Source organism: Streptomyces sp. M-16 (assembly GCF_052114405.1).
In the GTDB taxonomy this organism is placed as follows: domain Bacteria; phylum Actinomycetota; class Actinomycetes; order Streptomycetales; family Streptomycetaceae; genus Streptomyces.
The window spans coordinates 1-16531 of the sequence record NZ_JBFRER010000157.1 but is presented as its reverse complement, the minus strand read 5'-3'; the positions used below and the strand labels follow the sequence as shown (position 1 = coordinate 16531).

The 16531-nt window shown below is 74.8% G+C and carries 16 protein-coding genes, 6 tRNA genes and 1 pseudogene; 10 read left to right on the top strand and 13 right to left on the bottom strand.

The genetic code is table 11. The annotated features are described in order from the left end of the window. Window positions 1-95: 95 nt before the first annotated feature. A pseudogene (locus AB4039_RS38540) lies at window positions 96-1321 on the top strand (SCO7613 C-terminal domain-containing membrane protein); the annotation flags it as partial. Window positions 1322-1404: 83 nt separating this feature from the next. Here AB4039_RS38540 and AB4039_RS38535 read toward each other — a convergent pair. Together AB4039_RS38535 and AB4039_RS38530 are read right to left on the bottom strand one after the other, a co-directional pair. Next, window positions 1405-1476, bottom strand: a tRNA-Val gene (locus AB4039_RS38535). A 57-nt stretch (window positions 1477-1533) separates the two neighbouring features. Then, window positions 1534-1971: a TIGR02611 family protein gene (locus AB4039_RS38530; protein WP_266838007.1), complete on the bottom strand. Its 438-nt coding sequence runs from the start codon at window positions 1969-1971 to the stop codon at window positions 1534-1536. A 177-nt stretch (window positions 1972-2148) separates the two neighbouring features. Here AB4039_RS38530 and AB4039_RS38525 point away from each other — a divergent pair, with 177 nt between their 5' ends. Next, a complete protein-coding gene (locus AB4039_RS38525) occupies window positions 2149-2562 on the top strand; it encodes an SsgA family sporulation/cell division regulator (RefSeq protein ID WP_030011909.1) in 414 nt (137 codons plus the stop codon). Window positions 2563-2775: 213 nt separating this feature from the next. Continuing rightward, window positions 2776-3402, top strand: coding sequence for a CGNR zinc finger domain-containing protein (locus AB4039_RS38520; RefSeq protein WP_266838008.1), 627 nt, complete (start codon window positions 2776-2778; stop codon window positions 3400-3402). Here the strand turns inward: AB4039_RS38520 and AB4039_RS38515 are convergent. After that, the gene (locus AB4039_RS38515) at window positions 3343-3549 is read right to left on the bottom strand and encodes a hypothetical protein (protein ID WP_266838009.1); all 207 of its coding nucleotides are present in this window, start codon (window positions 3547-3549) and stop codon (window positions 3343-3345) included. The genes AB4039_RS38520 and AB4039_RS38515 overlap by 60 nt on opposite strands. Before the next feature lie 177 nt (window positions 3550-3726). Further along, the gene (locus tag AB4039_RS38510) at window positions 3727-4164 is read right to left on the bottom strand and encodes a hypothetical protein (protein WP_266838010.1); all 438 of its coding nucleotides are present in this window, start codon (window positions 4162-4164) and stop codon (window positions 3727-3729) included. Window positions 4165-4317: 153 nt separating this feature from the next. Between AB4039_RS38510 and AB4039_RS38505 the strand changes: the two genes are divergently transcribed. Then, window positions 4318-4815, top strand: a complete 498-nt coding sequence (locus AB4039_RS38505; protein ID WP_266838011.1) for a DsbA family protein — start codon at window positions 4318-4320, stop codon at window positions 4813-4815. On the opposite strand, the gene AB4039_RS38500 is transcribed toward AB4039_RS38505, so the two are convergent. From AB4039_RS38500 to AB4039_RS38490, 3 genes are read right to left on the bottom strand one after another with little or no spacing between them, the layout of a single operon-like run. Further along, a complete protein-coding gene (locus AB4039_RS38500; protein ID WP_266838012.1) occupies window positions 4812-5636 on the bottom strand; it encodes a GNAT family N-acetyltransferase in 825 nt (274 codons plus the stop codon). The genes AB4039_RS38505 and AB4039_RS38500 overlap by 4 nt on opposite strands. Window positions 5637-5695: 59 nt before the next feature. Continuing rightward, window positions 5696-6514 carry an aminodeoxychorismate lyase gene (locus AB4039_RS38495; protein ID WP_266838013.1) on the bottom strand — a complete coding sequence of 273 codons (819 nt, stop codon included), beginning with the start codon at window positions 6512-6514 and terminating at the stop codon, window positions 5696-5698. Continuing rightward, entirely contained in the window at window positions 6511-7593 is a 1083-nt protein-coding gene (locus tag AB4039_RS38490; RefSeq protein ID WP_266838014.1) for a chorismate-binding protein, read from the bottom strand. Before AB4039_RS38490 ends, AB4039_RS38495 begins: the two co-directional genes overlap by 4 nt. A gap of 180 nt (window positions 7594-7773) precedes the next feature. Between AB4039_RS38490 and AB4039_RS38485 the strand changes: the two genes are divergently transcribed. The 5 genes from AB4039_RS38485 to AB4039_RS38465 all read left to right on the top strand — a co-directional run bounded on the left by AB4039_RS38485 (window position 7774) and on the right by AB4039_RS38465 (window position 8240). Then, window positions 7774-7846, top strand: a tRNA-Gly gene (locus AB4039_RS38485). A gap of 41 nt (window positions 7847-7887) precedes the next feature. Then, window positions 7888-7961: transfer RNA gene (locus AB4039_RS38480), tRNA-Cys, on the top strand. A 1-nt stretch (window position 7962) separates the two neighbouring features. After that, a tRNA-Val gene (locus AB4039_RS38475) sits at window positions 7963-8034 on the top strand. 19 nt (window positions 8035-8053) lie between these two features. Then, window positions 8054-8125 (top strand) — tRNA-Val (locus AB4039_RS38470). 40 nt (window positions 8126-8165) lie between these two features. Next, a tRNA-Val gene (locus AB4039_RS38465) sits at window positions 8166-8240 on the top strand. A gap of 62 nt (window positions 8241-8302) precedes the next feature. Here AB4039_RS38465 and AB4039_RS38460 read toward each other — a convergent pair. From AB4039_RS38460 to AB4039_RS38450, 3 genes are all read right to left on the bottom strand, one after another. After that, the gene (locus tag AB4039_RS38460) at window positions 8303-8614 is read right to left on the bottom strand and encodes a TFIIB-type zinc ribbon-containing protein (protein ID WP_356221609.1); all 312 of its coding nucleotides are present in this window, start codon (window positions 8612-8614) and stop codon (window positions 8303-8305) included. 74 nt (window positions 8615-8688) lie between these two features. Next, window positions 8689-9609, bottom strand: a complete 921-nt coding sequence (locus tag AB4039_RS38455) for a phosphotransferase family protein (RefSeq protein ID WP_442272946.1) — start codon at window positions 9607-9609, stop codon at window positions 8689-8691. Between the two features lie 302 nt (window positions 9610-9911). Then, window positions 9912-10121 (bottom strand): hypothetical protein, encoded by a 210-nt coding sequence (locus AB4039_RS38450; protein ID WP_371681335.1) that lies wholly within the window; start codon window positions 10119-10121, stop codon window positions 9912-9914. Window positions 10122-10643: 522 nt separating this feature from the next. On the opposite strand from AB4039_RS38450, the gene AB4039_RS38445 reads away from it, so the two are divergent. Beyond that, window positions 10644-11831 (top strand): serine/threonine-protein kinase, encoded by a 1188-nt coding sequence (locus AB4039_RS38445; RefSeq protein ID WP_442272945.1) that lies wholly within the window; start codon window positions 10644-10646, stop codon window positions 11829-11831. A gap of 50 nt (window positions 11832-11881) precedes the next feature. Here AB4039_RS38445 and AB4039_RS38440 read toward each other — a convergent pair whose 3' ends face one another. The 3 genes from AB4039_RS38440 to cobT all read right to left on the bottom strand — a co-directional run. Next, window positions 11882-12697 carry a TrmH family RNA methyltransferase gene (locus AB4039_RS38440; RefSeq protein ID WP_266838020.1) on the bottom strand — a complete coding sequence of 272 codons (816 nt, stop codon included), beginning with the start codon at window positions 12695-12697 and terminating at the stop codon, window positions 11882-11884. A gap of 42 nt (window positions 12698-12739) precedes the next feature. After that, a complete protein-coding gene (gene cobA, locus AB4039_RS38435; RefSeq protein WP_266838022.1) occupies window positions 12740-14002 on the bottom strand; it encodes a uroporphyrinogen-III C-methyltransferase in 1263 nt (420 codons plus the stop codon). Window positions 14003-14375: 373 nt separating this feature from the next. After that, a partial coding sequence (gene cobT, locus AB4039_RS38430) for a nicotinate-nucleotide--dimethylbenzimidazole phosphoribosyltransferase (protein WP_442272944.1) occupies window positions 14376-16531 on the bottom strand: 2156 nt, incomplete at its 5' end.

Below are 16531 nucleotides of genomic sequence, written 5' to 3'. Positions count from 1 at the left end.
CGGTCGGGGCGCTGGTCCCGGCCGGGCCGGCCTCGGGGTGGGCGGTCGCGGTGCGGGTGGCGGCGGCACTGGCCCTGCTGGTGGCGGTACCGCGGATGGGCGGGTTGCCGGAGCCGGTGCGCCGGGGACTGCTGTGGGCCGGGGCGGCGGTGTCCGGCCTGGGGGCGCTGACGGCGGTCCCGACGGTGGCGGGGGCGCTGCTCTCCGGGCTGGGGGTGCTGCGCGAGGTGTGGGCGGCGACGACCCCGCGGCCGGCCGGGGACGGGCACGGGATCCCGTACGTGGTCACGCTGCTGCTGGCGGCCGGGGCGCTCGCGCGGCCGGCCGGGGTGCTGCCGCGCCGGGAGTCGCGGACGGCGGCTGCGGTGTGCGCCGGGGCGGCCCTGTTCGTGGCGCCGGTGGTGGCGGGGCTGCCGGTGGCGGCGGTGCTCGCGGCGCAGCTGGCGGTGACGGCCGCGGCCGGGGTGGCGGCGCTGAGGGCCACGGGCCGCGGCGCCGCCTTCACGGCCGGGGGCTGCGCGGCCGCCGCGGCCCTGGACGTGTCCGTGACGGCCCTGGACGGCCGCCTGGCCACCTTCGCGGTGTTCGGGCTGCTGGGGGCCGGCTGCGCGCTGGGGGCGGCGTACGGGCCCGCCGAGCGGCCCGTGCGGGCGGGCGGGGCGGTGTGCGCCGTCGGGTTCGCGACGGCGGTGGCGGTGGCGCTGGGCGCGCTGGCGGGGCTCGCCGTGCCGTGGCGGGCGGTCGTCGTCCTGGCGGTCCCGGCCCTGGTGGTGGCGCTCGCGCCGCGGCTGGGTCCGGTACGGGTCCCCGCCGAGGCCGCGGCGGGGACGGCCGGGGTGCTCGCGGTGCTCCTGGCGGCCGGGGACCGGCCGGTGCTGGCCCTGGTCCTCGCGCTGGGCGGGGTGCTGTGCGCGGGCGCCGCGGCGCGTCCGGACCGGCGGGCGCCGGGCTGGGCCGCGGGGGCCCTGTTCGTGGCGGCCTCGTGGGTGCGGCTGGGCGCGTCGGGGGTGACGGCGGCGGAGGCTTACACGCTGCCGGTGTCGGTGCTCGCCCTGGCGGTGGGTCTGGTGCGGCGCCGCCGGGATCCGGCGGTCTCGTCGTGGGCGGCGTACGGTCCGGGGCTGGCGGYGACCCTGCTGCCGAGCCTGGTGGCCGTCTGGGGGACCCGTACTGGCCGCGCCCGCTCCTGCTGGGCCTGGCGGCGCTGGGCCTGACCCTGGGCGGGGCGCGCCGCAGGCTGCGGGCGCCACTGCTGCTGGGCGGCGCGACCCTGGCGGCGGTGGCCGTGCACGAGCTGGCCCCGTACGTGGTCCAGGTCGTCGGGGCGCTGCCGCGCTGGCTGCCCCCGGCCCTGGCGGGTCTGCTCCTGCTGGCTCTTGCGAGTCTCCGGGCCTCTGCTCCGGGTGGGCGATACTGGGTTCGAACCAGTGACCCCTTCGGTGTGAACGAAGTGCTCTCCCGCTGAGCTAATCGCCCGGACGCACCGCAAACATTACCGCATGTCAGCGGTGCTCCATGACCATCCCCGGACGGTCACTGGTCCTTCAGGTTCCACGGCAGCGCGAGGCCGTACTTCCACAGGTAGAAACCGATCAGCGCGCCCGCGATGGCCAGGCCGGCACCGGTGAGGATGATGTTGCGGCGGCGCACCTTCGGGTCGAGCGCCTTCTGCGCGGCCTCGCTGACCTTGCGCTTGGTCCAGCGCAGGACGAGGTGGGCCCAGGCGAACTCGGTGGCCCAGATCGCCAGGCCGGCGAAGATCGCCACCCAGCCCGGGCCGGGCAGGACGAGCATGGCGATGCCCGCGCCGATGACGGCCAGGCCGACGACGAAGACGCCGACCTGCCAGCTCAGGTGCAGGCTGCGGTTGGCCTTGATGAACGCGGGCGCCTTCGAGACGTGCGGCGTCTCTTCGGCGGCCGGTTCGGTGCTGGCGGACTCGTCGGTCCCGCGGTCACTCCCCGTATTCATGGCTCCGAATCTACCGGAGCCGGAAGCACACGTGAATGCCGCTTTGGATCCGCCGTTCGAGGGACCCAGAGGTCCGCAAAACGGTCAGAGGGGTTTACAACGGCACCGTAGGTGGCATGTCGATTTCGCCGACGTGCGAATCCCCGAGCGCACACTGAGCGAAAGGCCCTGGCGCTTATGAACACCACGGTCAGCTGCGAGCTGCACCTGCGCCTCGTTGTGTCGAGCGAGTCCTCACTGCCTGTTCCCGCGGGCCTGCGGTATGACACGGCCGACCCCTACGCCGTGCACGCCACCTTCCACACCGGCGCCGAGGAGACGGTCGAATGGGTATTCGCCCGCGACCTCCTCGCAGAGGGCCTCCACCGGCCCACCGGAACCGGCGACGTCCGCGTCTGGCCGTCCCGCAGCCACGGTCAGGGCGTCGTCTGCATCGCCCTGAGCTCACCGGAGGGAGAAGCGCTGCTCGAAGCACCCGCCCGAGCCCTCGAATCGTTCCTCAAGCGGACGGACGCCGCGGTCCCACCCGGGACCGAACACCGGCACTTCGACCTCGACAAGGAGCTCTCCCACATCCTGGCCGAAAGCTGAGCCAGGCCTACAGCCGCTCGACACCGTCCGACTCGGGGCGACGGTGCGGGTCGGACAACCACATACGGCAGTGCCGGCGCTGTTCTCGCGGAATCCGACCGCGAGGACGGCGCCGGTGCGCTTGGGCCCGCCCGGGGAGGTAACCGCTAGAGTCGGCCCCCCAGCGGCGGCGGCGGTCCGTCGCCGCAATGCCGGCCTCCAGGGAGCGACCCCGTGCAGATCCCCCACGACACCCGTCGCGCGCTCGACGTCGTCGTCGCGCTGGTGAACACCGCGGCCGAGCCGGACCAGCCGGACGGCCTGTCCGACGTCACGGCACTGCGCGGCTTCGTCAAGGAGCACGCGATCAGCGACGTCGGCGAGCTCGGCGCCCGCGACCTCGCCGGCGTGCGGACCGTGCGCGGCAAGTTCGCCCAGGTCTTCGCGGCACCGAACTCCCGTGCGGCGGCGGCACTGATCAACGAACTCGTCGCCACCGCGGGCACCACCCCGCAGCTCACCGACCACGACGGCTACGACTGGCACGTGCACTACTTCGCGCCGGGCGCCTCGGTGGGCGACCACCTGGCGGCGGACGGCGGCATGGCGCTCGCCTTCATCGTGGTCTCCGGGGAAGAGGAGCGGCTGCGCCGCTGTGAGGCCCCGGACTGCCGGCGGGCCTTCGTGGACCTGTCCCGCAACCGCTCCCGCCGCTACTGCGACAGCCGGACCTGCGGGAACCGGCTCCACGTGGCCGCCTACCGGGCGCGCCGCAAGGAGGCCGACTCCCAGCCGGAGGGCTCAGAGCAGGTACAGGTCGTGGACGGCGGCGAACAGCAGCAGGCTCCCGATCACCGCTAGGAAGATCATCAGAGGGGGCTGGGACAGGGCGAAGAGGCAACCGCGCCCCTCGGGGGAGAGCGGGGCCGGCGGGACGGCGGCCTGGGCGAGGGGGACCTCGGCGACGGAAGGGAGAGCCTGCGGCTCGTCCTGCGATGTGTCGAGCATGTCGGGGCGATGATCGCGCAGCGCGTCGCGGATCGGCCCTCAACACGCCATTCGGGGGGCCGGAGCCAGCCCTCTCTCGTCAGTTCAGGTGGTTCCCCGCCGCTTCTCCCCCGCTCCCGGCCGCGCGTGCGCTACGGCCCCGGGAAGGCTTCCGGGCACCGCGCCGCGCCACCCGCGCTAGATGCCGTGCTTCTTGAGGATGGCCTCGATGTCGGAGAAGTCCTCGGCCGGGGGTGCGGCGGCGGCCGGCGCGGAACCGGTACGGGCTCCGGTGCCGAGGGAGGGGGCGGAGGCGGCGGGGGCCACGGCCTCCCGGGCCGCGCCTCCCCGGGCCGCCTTCGCGGGCCGCTCCCTGCCGAGGCCGCGGCGCTCCACGGCCCGGGTGGTCACCAGGAGCAGCCAGGCCAGGCCCAGCAGCCCGAAGCCGATCCAGACGGACGGCTGGAAGACGATCCCGGACAGCCACTCCACCACGCCGGTCATCACCAGGCCCACCGGCACCAGGGAGTACGCCGCGATGCGCGTGGCGGTCAGGAAGCGCCTGCGGTACGCGGTCACGGCGGCAATGCCCAGTCCCGCGGCGGACACCGCGGAGCATATGGTTTCGGCGAGCATGCGGTCCTCCGACCCTGGGCGGATGGGCGATCTGTCCCTTCCATCCTGCACCGGCGGGTGCCGTCGGGGCCATGTCCGGGGGGCCTGCGGCGCGGATCTCCGGGACATCTCGGGGTCGGATCTCCTCCCCGGGGGGTCTGGGAGACTGTCCGCATGACCGATTCCGTGATCCTCGACGTCTGGTGCGAACTCCAGTGCCCGGACTGCCACAGCGCTCTGGACGACGTGCGCGCCCTGCGGGCCCGCTACGGCGACCGGCTGGACATCCGGCTGCGCCACTTCCCCCTGGAGAAGCACAAGCACGCCTTCGCCGCCGCACAGGCCGCCGAGGAGGCCGCGGAGCAGGGAAAGGGCTGGCCGTACGCGGAGGCCGTCCTGGCCCGCACCGCCGAGCTCGGTGAGCGAGGCGAGGCCGTCCTGCTGGACGTGGCGCGCGAACTCGGCCTGGACGCGGAGGAGTTCGACACCGCGCTGATCGACGGCCGGCACATCCTGATCGTCGACGCCGACCAGGCCGAGGGCAAGGCCATCGGCGTGACCGGCACCCCGACCTACGTGATCGACGGCGAGCGCCTCGACGGCGGCAAGAGCCAGGAGGGCCTGCGCGCCCGCATCGAGGAGATCGCGGACCGGCTCCTCGCCGCCTCCTAGATCAGCTCCTTCGCGTAGTTGAAGTGCGTCGCCCGGTAGCCGAGGGACTCGTACAGGCGCAGCGCCGGGGTGTTGGCGGCGAAGACGTGGAGGGCCAGCCGGCGGTGCCCGGCCGCCAGGGCGGCGCGCTCCGCGAGGAGCATCAGGTCGCGCCCGTGGCCGCGCCCCCGGTGTTCCGCGGCGACCTCGACGTCGAAGACGTACGCGCCCTCCGCGACCCCGGAGACCCAGACGTGTCCGACGGGGACGTCGGCCGCCTCCAGGACGGTGAGGGTCACTCCGGGGGTGTCCGGACCCAGCGGGAGCAGCGCGTCGTGGTCGGCCCGCGCCTTGTTCCGGGCGGCCTCGGGGTCCATGCCGCGCCCGGTCCAGCTCGCGGCGTACGCCTCGCGGGCCCGCAGGTCCCAGGCGGTGTACTCGGCGCCCGTCATCGGGCGGCCCCGCACCCCGGCGGAGAGGGCGGGCGGGTCGGCCGGGAGGTCCTTGGCCATGTTGCGGCCCTGCTCGACGTAGCCCAGGGCCGCGGCCAGCCGCAGCCCGCCGGGCGAGCCGGCCGGTACGGAGATCCGCACCCGGCGGCAGCCCCAGCCGCGCAGCACCTCCTCGGCGGCGAGCGCCGCGACGGTGGCGCGGCCCCGGAGGCGGTCGCGTTCATCGATGGCCAGGTCGCGGATCTCCCCCACGGTCGGGCCGAAGGGGGTGTCCGCGGCGATCAGCAGCGCCCCCACGCGCCTGCTGTTGACGCGGACCTCGTAGGGGCGCGAGCGGGCACCGTCCTCGCTCTGCCGGAGCGGCCCCGAGGGCCGCAGGGTGGTGGTCATCCGTCGAGTTCTACCCGCCCCGCGGCTCCGTGACTACGGGCCGTGCCCGCCGGTCCCGCTCAGGGGTCGATGTCGGAGGCGGCCCGCTCCTCGAAGATCCGCATCGCCTTGCCGGTGACCGGGCCCGGGGCGGCGAGGGTGCGGCCGTCGACGCGGTGGACGGCCTGCACGTCGCGCAGGGTCGAGGTCAGGAAGACCTCCTCGGCGCGCTCCAGCGCGTCGAAGGGCAGGTCGGCCTCCTTGGCGCCGGTCCATTCGACGGCCAGCGCCCGGGTGATGCCGGCGAGGCAGCCCGAGGCCAGGGGCGGGGTGTACAGCTCGCCGTCGAGGACGACGAAGACGTTGGAGCCGGTGCCCTCGCAGAGCTGCCCGACGGTGTTGGCGAAGAGTGCCTCGGAGGCCCCCTCCCCGTGCGCGCGGGCCAGGGCCACCACGTTCTCGGCGTAGGAGGTGGTCTTCAGACCGGCCACCGCGGAGCGCTCGTTGCGCACCCAGGGCACGGTGATCACCGCGGTGGTGTCGGGGCGGCGGACGGTCTCCCCGATGGCGACGGTCAGCGTGGGTCCGCTGTCGCCGCGCTCGGAGCCGAGCGGGGAGAGGCCGCCGGTGTAGGTGATCCGGAGCCGGCCGAGGGGCACGGGATGCTCGGCCACCACGGCCGCGCAGGCGCGGCGGACCTCGTCGAGGTCGGGGTCGGGCAGGCCCAGGCCGCGGGCCGAGCGGGTCAGCCGGTCCAGATGGCGGGTGAGCGCGAAGAGGGTCCCGTCCTGGGCCTTGACCGTCTCGAAGACCCCGTCGCCCACGGTGAGCCCGTGGTCGAGTACGGACACCTTCGCGTCGTGGTCGTCCCGCAGCGTTCCGTCGAGCCAGATCCTCACCGTACGGTTCCTCCACTCAGGTCGCGGGCCCCGTTCGGGCCCGGCTCTCGCACCCCCGACGCTAGCGCGACCAGCCGGGCCGCCTTGAGCTCGGTCTCCGCCCACTCCCGCTCGGGGTCGGAGCCCCAGGTGATGCCCGCTCCGGTCCCGAAGCACAGGCGGGGGCCGCCGGGGGCCGTGCGGTCGATCCAGAAGGTGCGGATGCCGACGGCCAGGGCGGCGGTGCCCCGGTCCGCGTCCACCCAGCCGATGCCGCCGCAGTAGGGGCCGCGCGGGGCGGTCTCCAGTTCGTCGATGATCCGCAGGGCGGAGGACTTGGGCGCGCCGGTGACGGAGCCGGGCGGGAAGGTGGCGGCGAGCAGCTCCGGCCAGCCCGCGCCCTCGGCGAGTTCCCCGCTGACGGTGGAGACCAGGTGGACGAGGCCGGGGTGCTCCTCCACGGCGCACAGCTCCGGGACGGTGACCGAGCCGGTCGCGCAGACCCGGCCCAGGTCGTTGCGGACCAGGTCCACGATCATCACGTTCTCGGCGTGGTCCTTGGGCAGCAGGTCGGCCACGGTGCGGCCGGTGCCCTTGATGGGGCCGGACTCGATGCGGCGGCCGTGGCGGCTCAGGTAGAGCTCCGGGGAGGCGCTGGCGATCTCCACGCCGTGGGCCGGGAGACGAATCGTTCCTGCGTAGGGAGCGGGGTTCCCGCGCGCGAGCAGGGCGGTGAGGGCGTCCACGTCGGCCCGCGCCGGGTCCGGCAGCGGCGCGGACATCACGCGGCAGAGGTTGGCCTGGTAGACCTCGCCCGCCTCGATGTACGCGCGTATCCGGCGTACGCCCGCGACGTACGCGCCGCGGTCGAGCGAGGAGGACCAGCGGCCGGCGGCCGGACCGGACCAGGCCCCGGGCACGGGGGCCGGGACGGGGTCGGGGCGCACGTCCCCGAAGCGCGCGCAGACCAGCCGGCCTTCGAAGTCTGCGGTCACCGCCCAGAAGCCGGAGGAGTCGAGGGCCGAGGGGTCACCGGTGACGTCACGGAGGTCGGTCGCGAGGAGGCCGCCGAAGCGGGCCAGGGGAGGCAGGTCGTGCACGGCTGCGAGTCTATGACCGGTGACGCGATGGCGCCGGTGAGGTGGCCGCGGGGTGACCGGCGGTGATCGGGCCGCAGCACGCTGCGGAAACGCGTTTTTGAGCTGGCCCGGGAATCCGCTAGAGTTCAACACGTCGCCAGGGAGCGAAGGGGAAAAACCCCGGAGCGAACACGGTGACCTGCGGACGTAGCTCAGTTGGTAGAGCACCACCTTGCCAAGGTGGATGTCGCGAGTTCGAGTCTCGTCGTCCGCTCGAAGTGGGGGATTTCTTCCCGAGAACCCCTACAGCTCCATGGTGGAGTGGCCGAGAGGCGAGGCAACGGCCTGCAAAGCCGTCTACACGGGTTCAAATCCCGTCTCCACCTCCAAGGACGATTAGCTCAGCGGGAGAGCGCTTCCCTGACACGGAAGAGGTCACTGGTTCAATCCCAGTATCGTCCACTGGTCCGCAAGGATCCCCGCGCGATTAGCTCAGCGGGAGAGCGCTTCCCTGACACGGAAGAGGTCACTGGTTCAATCCCAGTATCGCGCACGCAGTACACGCACCATCTGCGGTTTCACACCGCGGTCCCGCGCGATTAGCTCAGCGGGAGAGCGCTTCCCTGACACGGAAGAGGTCACTGGTTCAATCCCAGTATCGCGCACCACCTCCGGAAGCCCCGGCCGTTCCCACGGCCGGGGCTTCCGCGTTCCCGGGTGCCGGCCGGCCTCAGGAGGAGAAGAGCATCCGGCCGAATCCGCCCTTGTGGTGGCCGTGGTGACCATGTCCGTGGCCGTGGCCGCCGTGCTGCGGGGCGCCCCAGGCCGGGGCCGGAGCCACGTGGGCCGGGTACGGGGCCGGCGGCGCGGCGGGCGGCGGGACCTGGCCGTACTGCTGCGCCGTGTACTGGGACTCCAGGCGGGTCAGCGCCTCCAGCTCGCCGTAGTCGAGGAAGATGCCGCGGCAGCCGCTGCACTGCTCGATCTGGACGCCATTGCGCTGGTAGGTGTGCATCATCGCGTGACACTTCGGACACTGCATGACCGGATCAACTCCTCGCCGTTCGCGTCGGCGCCGGATGCGTACCCGGCGCCCCCGCTCACCCTACGACGGAGTCAGGGCTCCAACTCGGCCCGGAATGTAGCCATTCGGACACAGGAATCCAGCATCAGCCGCTCCCCCTCGTCCAGCAGGCGGCGGGCGGGCGCCGCCTTGGCGAGGGCGAGGGCCGCCGTCTGTACGGTCAGCGCCCGCGCGACCAGGTCGAGTTCCGGCCAGGGGTCGCTGCCGGGCGGGCCGGCGGCCGGGCCGCCCGCGGCCCGGTAGGCGTCCAGGAAGCGCAGCCAGGCCTCCGGGGCGAGGATCCCGGCCGCGTACCAGGCGGCCGGGCGGGCCAGGTCCCAGGCGGGCGCCCCGAGGCCGAGGTCGTCGACGTCGATGAGCCGCCAGGGGCCGTCGGGGACGGGGTGGCGGACGAGCTGCCCGAGGTGCAGGTCGCCGTGGCACAGCACCGCCGCCCCGGCCGGGGGTACGCCCTCGCCGCGGGCCCAGTCCGGGAGGGTCGCGGCGGCGGCGCGGACCGCCCGGACCCCGTCCGGGTCCGGCCGCGGGGCCCGGGCCAGGCGGCGCAGGGCGCGGGCCACCTTGGCCGGGCCCCGCATCGGCGGGAGGGGTCCGGGGAGGTCTCCGGGCTCGGTCCGGTGCAGGGCCGCGAGCAGCCGGGCGGCCTCCTCCCAGGGGGCGTCCTCGGGGCGCGCCGGATCCACGGGGGTCCCGTAGGGCCACAGCGAGACGGTGCGGCCGTGGACGGCCCCGGTGCGCAGCGGGGGCAGCAGCACCCCGGCGAGGGCTCCGCAGCCGGCGACGCGGATGCGGGCCGCGAGGGCCTCCGGGTCGCTGCCGGGGGCGTGCGCCTTGGCCACGGCGTCCCCGCAGCGCACGACCGTCCCGTCGGGGCGGTCGGCGAGCAGGACGTAGGGCTGCCCGGGGCCGCCCCAGGCGGCGAGGGCCGCGGGCAGCGGGGCGGGCAGCGGCAGTGCGCTCACGCGGCGCCCGCGGCGCGCGGCGGCGTGCCGCGGCGGCGGGGGTGCGCCGCCTCCCCGTCGTGGGCCTGCGTGCTCGTGGGGTCGTGGTCCGCGTCCGCCATGGGCCTCTCCTTCGCTCGGGACGAGGCTACGGGGGGCGGGGACGGGACGAAAGAAAGGGTGCTGCCCGTCCGACTCCCCAGTCGTACGGGCAGCACCCTTCACCTGCCGTCCGTCGTCGATCCCCCGTCCCCACGGGGATTCGACAGGCCGATGTCCCGGTCCGGGCCGCTCTCCCGGACCCGGGGCGCCGCTCAGCGCCCCAGCATCACGCCAACGGACGACGCCTGTGCCGCCACCTGGTCGAAACCTCCGAAGAGGAAGAGCAGGAGGGCGGCCAGGGGGAGGACCATCGCCGCGGCCACCAGCGGGTGGCGCTTACCGGACTCATGGCTGTTGAACGCGAATGCCTTGCGTCCCTGCCGGGCGATGTCCGCCATGGTCCTCTCCCTGTCGTCTGGCAGCGGCGGGTTCGTGACCTCGGGGGACGAGTGCGCCACCCGCCGCTTGTCTTCAACACTAGGTGGGCGGAAGGCCCCTGGCCTCATGCCCTCGTACCCTTTGCCGGGCCTCCGGGAGGATGACGAGGACCTCCCCGGAGTACTCCCCTGGGTGGAGACCGCTTCCCCGTCATGGGGGACTTCCCGGAGGGGATGACCGGAGGGTAGTGACTTCGCTCACTTCCGTCACTCCCCGCACACGCGTGTCCGCGTACGGGCGGTTGACCGCGTCAGTCGGCGGCTCTCGCCGCTCCCCCTCGGAGATGAGCTCGTACGGGGCCGCCGTCGGCGCCAATCCCCTTGGCGCGAGGGCCGTTTGGGCGCGGGGTGCGGTGCGGGTCCGGGGGCGGCGGCCGGGGGCGGCACACCCTCAAGTGGCCTGCCCCGTACTGACGATCGAATCCTTCGACGAGGGCGCGGCCTCTGAGCGCTCGTGCCGGATGGTCCGTAAGCTGTGCCAGGTCAACAGGACGACCGGTCAGCGGGGTGGACATGGCGATGATGCGGCTCCGGCGCGAGGACCCGCGTGTCGTCGGCTCGTTCAGACTGCACCGCAGGCTCGGCGCGGGCGGCATGGGCGTGGTCTACCTGGGGTCCGACCGGCGCGGTCAGCGCGTCGCCCTGAAGGTGATCCGGCCCGACCTGGCCGAGGACCAGGAGTTCCGCTCCCGCTTCGCGCGCGAGGTGTCCGCCGCCCGGCGGATCCGCGGCGGGTGCACCGCGCGGCTGGTGGCCGCCGATCTGGAGGCCGAGCGCCCCTGGTTCGCCACGCAGTACGTACCCGGCCCCTCGCTGCACGACAAGGTGGCCGAGGAAGGCCCCCTGACGGCCGCGCAGATCGCCGCCATCGGCGCCGCGCTCTCCGAGGGCCTCGTCGCCGTGCACGAGGCCGGCGTGGTCCACCGCGACCTCAAGCCCTCGAACATCCTGCTGTCCCCCAAGGGCCCGCGGATCATCGACTTCGGCATCGCCTGGGCGACCGGGGCGAGCACCCTGACCCACGTGGGGACCGCCGTCGGCTCCCCCGGCTTCCTCGCCCCCGAGCAGGTGCGCGGTGCCGCCGTCACCCCCGCCACCGACGTCTTCGCGCTCGGCGCCACCCTCGCCTACGCGGCGACCGCCGACTCCCCGTTCGGGCACGGCAGTTCCGAGGTCATGCTGTACCGGGTGGTGCACGAGGAGCCCCACCTGGTCGGCGTACCGGACGCCCTCGCGCCGCTGGTCCGGGCCTGCCTGGCCAAGGACCCCGAGGAACGGCCGACGACCCTGCAGCTGTCGATGCGGCTGAAGGAGATCGCGGCCCGCGAGGCGCAGGGGCTGGGCGACGGCCGGCCGCCGGTGCAGCGGCCGCGGCCCGAGCGGCCGGTGGGGCGGCTCGCCGACCAGACCGCCCTCTACACCGAGCAGAGCAGCGTGGACCGGCGTACCCCGGGCGGCGGCACGCCCGCCCCCAGGGCGCAGGCCCCGCACGGCGGACCCCACTCGCGGCCCTCGTCCCCGCGCAATCTCGGTTCCACCGCCGGGCGTACGGGCGGCCGTCCGGCTCCCCGGACCACCGGCACGGGGCGCCGACCCTCGCGGCCGGACCCGAAGCTGATGCGGCAGCGGCTGATCGTTTTCGTCGTGGTGACGCTGCTGGTGGCGCTGGGCATCGCCCTGGCGCAGAAGATCTAGGGCCGCGGCAGCGGGTACCGGCCCCCGACGGGGGCGGGCACCCGGCCGGGTCAGGCCCGGTGGCCGCCGGCCACCGCGTAGAAGGCGACGGCCGCGGCCGCGCCCACGTTGAGCGAGTCCACGCCGTGCGCCATGGGGATGCGCACCCATTCGTCGGCGGCGACCAGCGCCTGCGTGGACAGGCCGTCGCCCTCCGCTCCGAGCATCAGCGCGACCCGTTCGAGGGACTGCGGGGCGGCCTCGTCGATCGGCGAGGCCTTCTCGTGCGGGGTGAGGGCGAGGAGCTTGAAACCCGCCTCCCGTACCGAGTCCAGGCTCTTGGGCCAGGCGTCGAGGCGGGCGTAGGGGACGGAGAACACCGCGCCCATGGAGACCTTCACCGAGCGGCGGTAGAGCGGGTCCGCGCAGTCGGGCGACAGCAGCACCGCGTCCATGCCGAGGGCGGCGGCGCTGCGGAAGATGGCTCCGATGTTGGTGTGGTCGTTGACCGCCTCCATGACGGCCACCCGGCGGGCCGAGGCGAGCAGGTCCTGCGCCGTGGGCAGCGGCTTGCGCTGCATGGAGGCGAGGGCGCCGCGGTGGACGTGGTAGCCGGTGACGCGTTCGGCGAGCTCCGGGCTGACGGCGTAGACCGGGGCGGGGAGCTCGTCGATGACGTCGCGCATGACGTCGACCCACTTGGCGGAGAGCAGCATGGAGCGCATCTCGTAGCCGGCGTCCTTGGCCCGTCTGATGACCTTCTCGCCCTCGGCGATGAAGAGGCCCTCGGCGGGCTCGCGGCGGCGCCGCAGCTCCACGTCGGTCAGGCCCGTGTAGTCGCGCAGGCGGGGATCGTCGGGGTCTTCGACGGTGATGAGATCAGCCACAGGGTGATACTGCCTTGTCGTGGGTGTGGTGCCAACGGCCTGTCAGGCGTCGGTGCCGGGAAGGGCGTCGGTGCCGTGGAGCGCGGCGGGCGCGTTCACGCGGACGACCTCGCCGATGACGATCACGGCCGGCGGGCGGACCTCCTCGGCGCGCACGGTCTCACCGACCGTGGCGAGGGTGGCGTCCACCCGGCGCTGGGTGGCCGTGGTGCCCTCCTGGACGACCGCGACCGGGGTGTCGGCGGAGCGGCCGTGGCGGATCAGGGCCTCGGCGATCAGGCCGATCTTGTCGACGCCCATGAGGATCACCAGGGTGCCGGTGAGCTTCGCGAGGGAGGCCCAGTCCACCAGGGAGCGCGGGTCGTCGGGGCCGACGTGTCCGCTGACCACGGTGAACTCGTGCGCCACCCCGCGGTGGGTGACGGGGATACCGGCGGCGCTCGGCACCGAGATGGAGCTGGAGATGCCGGGGACGACCGTGCAGGGGATGCCGTGCTCGGCGAGGGCCTGCAGCTCCTCCATGCCACGGCCGAAGACGTACGGGTCCCCGCCCTTGAGCCGGACGACGGCCTTGCCCGCCTTGGCGTGCTCGATCAGGGCGTTGTTGATGGCCTCCTGGGCCATGAAACGGCCGTACGGGATCTTCGCCGCGTCGATGACCTCGACGTGCGGCGGGAGTTCGTCGAGGAGGTCGCGGGGGCCGAGCCGGTCGGCGATGACCACGTCGGCCTCGGCGAGCAGGCGGCGGCCGCGCACGGTGATCAGATCCGGGTCGCCGGGGCCGCCGCCGACGAGGGCGACCCCGGGGGTGCTCTTGTGGCGGTGCGCGGGGGCGGTGAGGGTGCCGTCGCGCAGGCCCTCGACGACCGCGTCGCGGACGGCGGCCGAACGGCGGGGGTCGTTGCCGGTCAGCACGGCGACGGTGACGCCCTCGATGCGGCCGGTGGCGGGGGTCCAGGCGGTGGCGGCGGAGGCGTCGTCGGCGCGCACGCACCAGACGCGCTCGCGCTCGGCCTCGGCGGAGGCGCGCTCGTTGTCCTCGCGGTTCTGGGTGGCGATCAGGGCGTACCAGGCGTCGGCGAGGTCGCCCTCCCGGTAGCGGCGGCGTTCCCAGCGGATCTCGCCGGTCTCCGCCATCGCGTCCACGGAGGGGGTCGCGGAGGGGGAGATCAGCAGGACGTCGGCGCCGGCCGCGATGAGGGCGGGCAAGCGGCGCTGGGCGACCTGACCGCCGCCGATGACGACGACGCGGCGCCCGGCCAGGCGGAGTCCTACGGGGTAGGCGGGGTATGCCGGGTTTGCCATGGCGGTTGCGGCTCCTGATGCGGCGAGGGGTCGGCGGGGCCGCTGCTGCGCTGGAGCGGCGTGGCGGGCGGCGTGCGGATGCCCGTCCGGGACCACGATACGACCCATCCGGGGCGGTGGTCCCTGCGGGGGCCGCGCGGTTTCGCCGCGCGGGCTCCGGGGTGCGGCGGCGGCTGCGCGGGCCGGCCGGGCGGGGTGCGGGGGCCGGTTGCCCACCCGCCCTTCCGCCGTTGCCGCCTCGGGCGCCGGCGCGGCTGAACAGCACGGGTGCGGCCCGTACCCGTACCGGGTGCGGCTCCCGGCACGGCGCTCCGCGCCCGCGCCTCAAGCGCCGGCGGGGCCGGAAGATCCAGCCCCGCCGGCGTTCGAGGGGCTACTTCTCGGTGACGCCCGCCGAGTCGAAGGTGGCCACCTCGTGCATCGCCCGCGCCGCGCTCTGGACCAGGGGGAGCGCCAGGAGCGCGCCCGTGCCCTCGCCGAGGCGGAGGTCCAGGTCGACCAGGGGACGCAGGCCGAGCTTGTTCAGGGCCGCCACGTGACCCGGCTCCGCGCTGCGGTGGCCCGCGATGCAGGCCGACAGGGACTCCGGGGCGATGGCGCGGGCCACGAGGGCGGCGGCGCCGGCGCTCACGCCGTCGAGGATGACCGGGGTGCGCAGGGAGGCCCCGCCCAGGAGGAGGCCGACGATCGCCGCGTGCTCCAGGCCGCCGATGGCCGCGAGGACGCCGATCGGGTCGGCCGGGTCGGGCTGGTGGAGTTCCAGGGCCCGGCGGACGACCTCGACCTTGCGGGCGTGGGTCTCGTCGTTGATGCCGGTGCCCCGGCCGGTGACCTCCGCGGGGTCGACGCCCGTGAAGACCGAGATGAGGGCCGCCGAGACCGTGGTGTTCGCGATGCCCATCTCGCCCGTGAGCAGGGCCTTGTTGCCGGCGGCGACCAGGTCGCGGGCCGTCTCGATGCCCACCTCGATGGCCGCGATCGCTTCCTCGCGGGTCATGGCCGGGCCGGTGGAGAGGTCGGCCGTGCCGGGACGGACCTTGCGCGGCAGCAGGCCGGTGGTGGCGGGGAGGTCCCCGGCCACGCCGACGTCGATGACGCAGACCTCGGCGCCGACCTGGTTGGCGAAGGCGTTGCAGACCGCACCGCCGCCGAGGAAGTTCGCCACCATCTGCGTGGTGACCTCCTGCGGCCAGGGGGTGACGCCCTGGGCGTGGACGCCGTGGTCACCCGCGAAGATCGCGACGGCGGCCGGCTCCGGGATGGGCGGCGGGCAGACCCGGGAGAGGCCGGCCAGCTGGGCGGAGATGATCTCCAGCATGCCCAGGGCCCCGGCGGGCTTCGTCATGCGCTTCTGCCGCTCCCAGGCCTCGCCCAGCGCCTTGGCGTCGAGCGGGCGGATGCTGGCGACGGTCTCGGAGAGCAGGTCGTGCGGCTCCTCGCCGGGCAGCGCGCGGCGTCCGTACGTCTCCTCGTGGACGACCCAGGCCAGCGGACGCCGCTGGGACCAGCCGGCCTGCGCCAGTTCGGGCTCGTCGGGGAACTCGTCGACGTAGCCGACGCACAGGTACGCGACGACCTCCAGGTGCTCCGGCAGTCCGAGCGCGCGGACCATCTCGCGCTCGTCGAAGAAGCTGACCCAGCCCACTCCGAGGCCCTCGGCGCGCGCGGCGAGCCAGAGGTTCTCGACCGCGAGGGCGGAGGAGTACGGGGCCATCTGCGGCTGGGTGTGCCGGCCGAGGGTGTGGCGGCCGCCGCGGGTGGGGTCGGCGGTGACGACGATGTTCACCGGGGTGTCGAGGATGGCCTCGATCTTGAGTTCCTTGAACTGCTTCGCCCGGCCCTTGGGCAGCGACTTGGCGTAGGCCTCGCGCTGGCGCTGGGCGAGCTCGTGCATCGTCCGGCGGGTCTCGGCGGAGCGGATGACCACGAAGTCCCAGGGCTGCGAGTGGCCGACGCTGGGGGCCGTGTGGGCGGCCTCCAGGACGCGCAGCAACACCTCGTGCGGGATGGGGTCGGTACGGAAGCCCTTGCGGATGTCGCGGCGCTCGCGCATGACGCGCAGGACGGCCTCGCGCTCGGCGTCGTCGTACGCGGGGGCRGCCTCGCCGACGGAGACGGGTTCGGGTGCCTGCGCGGCGTCGGCGGTGCCGGCGGGCTCGGTGGCGTCCGCGGCGGCGTCCGGGGCGTCGGCCTCGGGGGCGGACGCGGCGACCTGCTCGACGGCTTCGGCCGGGGCGGCCTCCGCCTCGGCCGGGGCGGCGGCCCGCTCCTCGGGCTCCGCCGGCACGTCGGCCGGGGCGGCCGCCTCGGCGGCGGCCTGAACCGTTTCTGCAGGGGCCTCCGCGACCGGCGCGGCGGGCTCGGCTGCCGGGGTGTCGGCGGCCTCCACGGCCTCCGGGAGCACCGGCTCGGCCTCGGCGGCGGGCGCCTGGGCGGCCTCGGGGGCCGAAGGCTCGGCGGGCACCTCCACGGCGGCCACCGGCTCGGCCGGGACCTCCGCGGCGGCCGGCGCCTCGGGGGCCCCGGGAA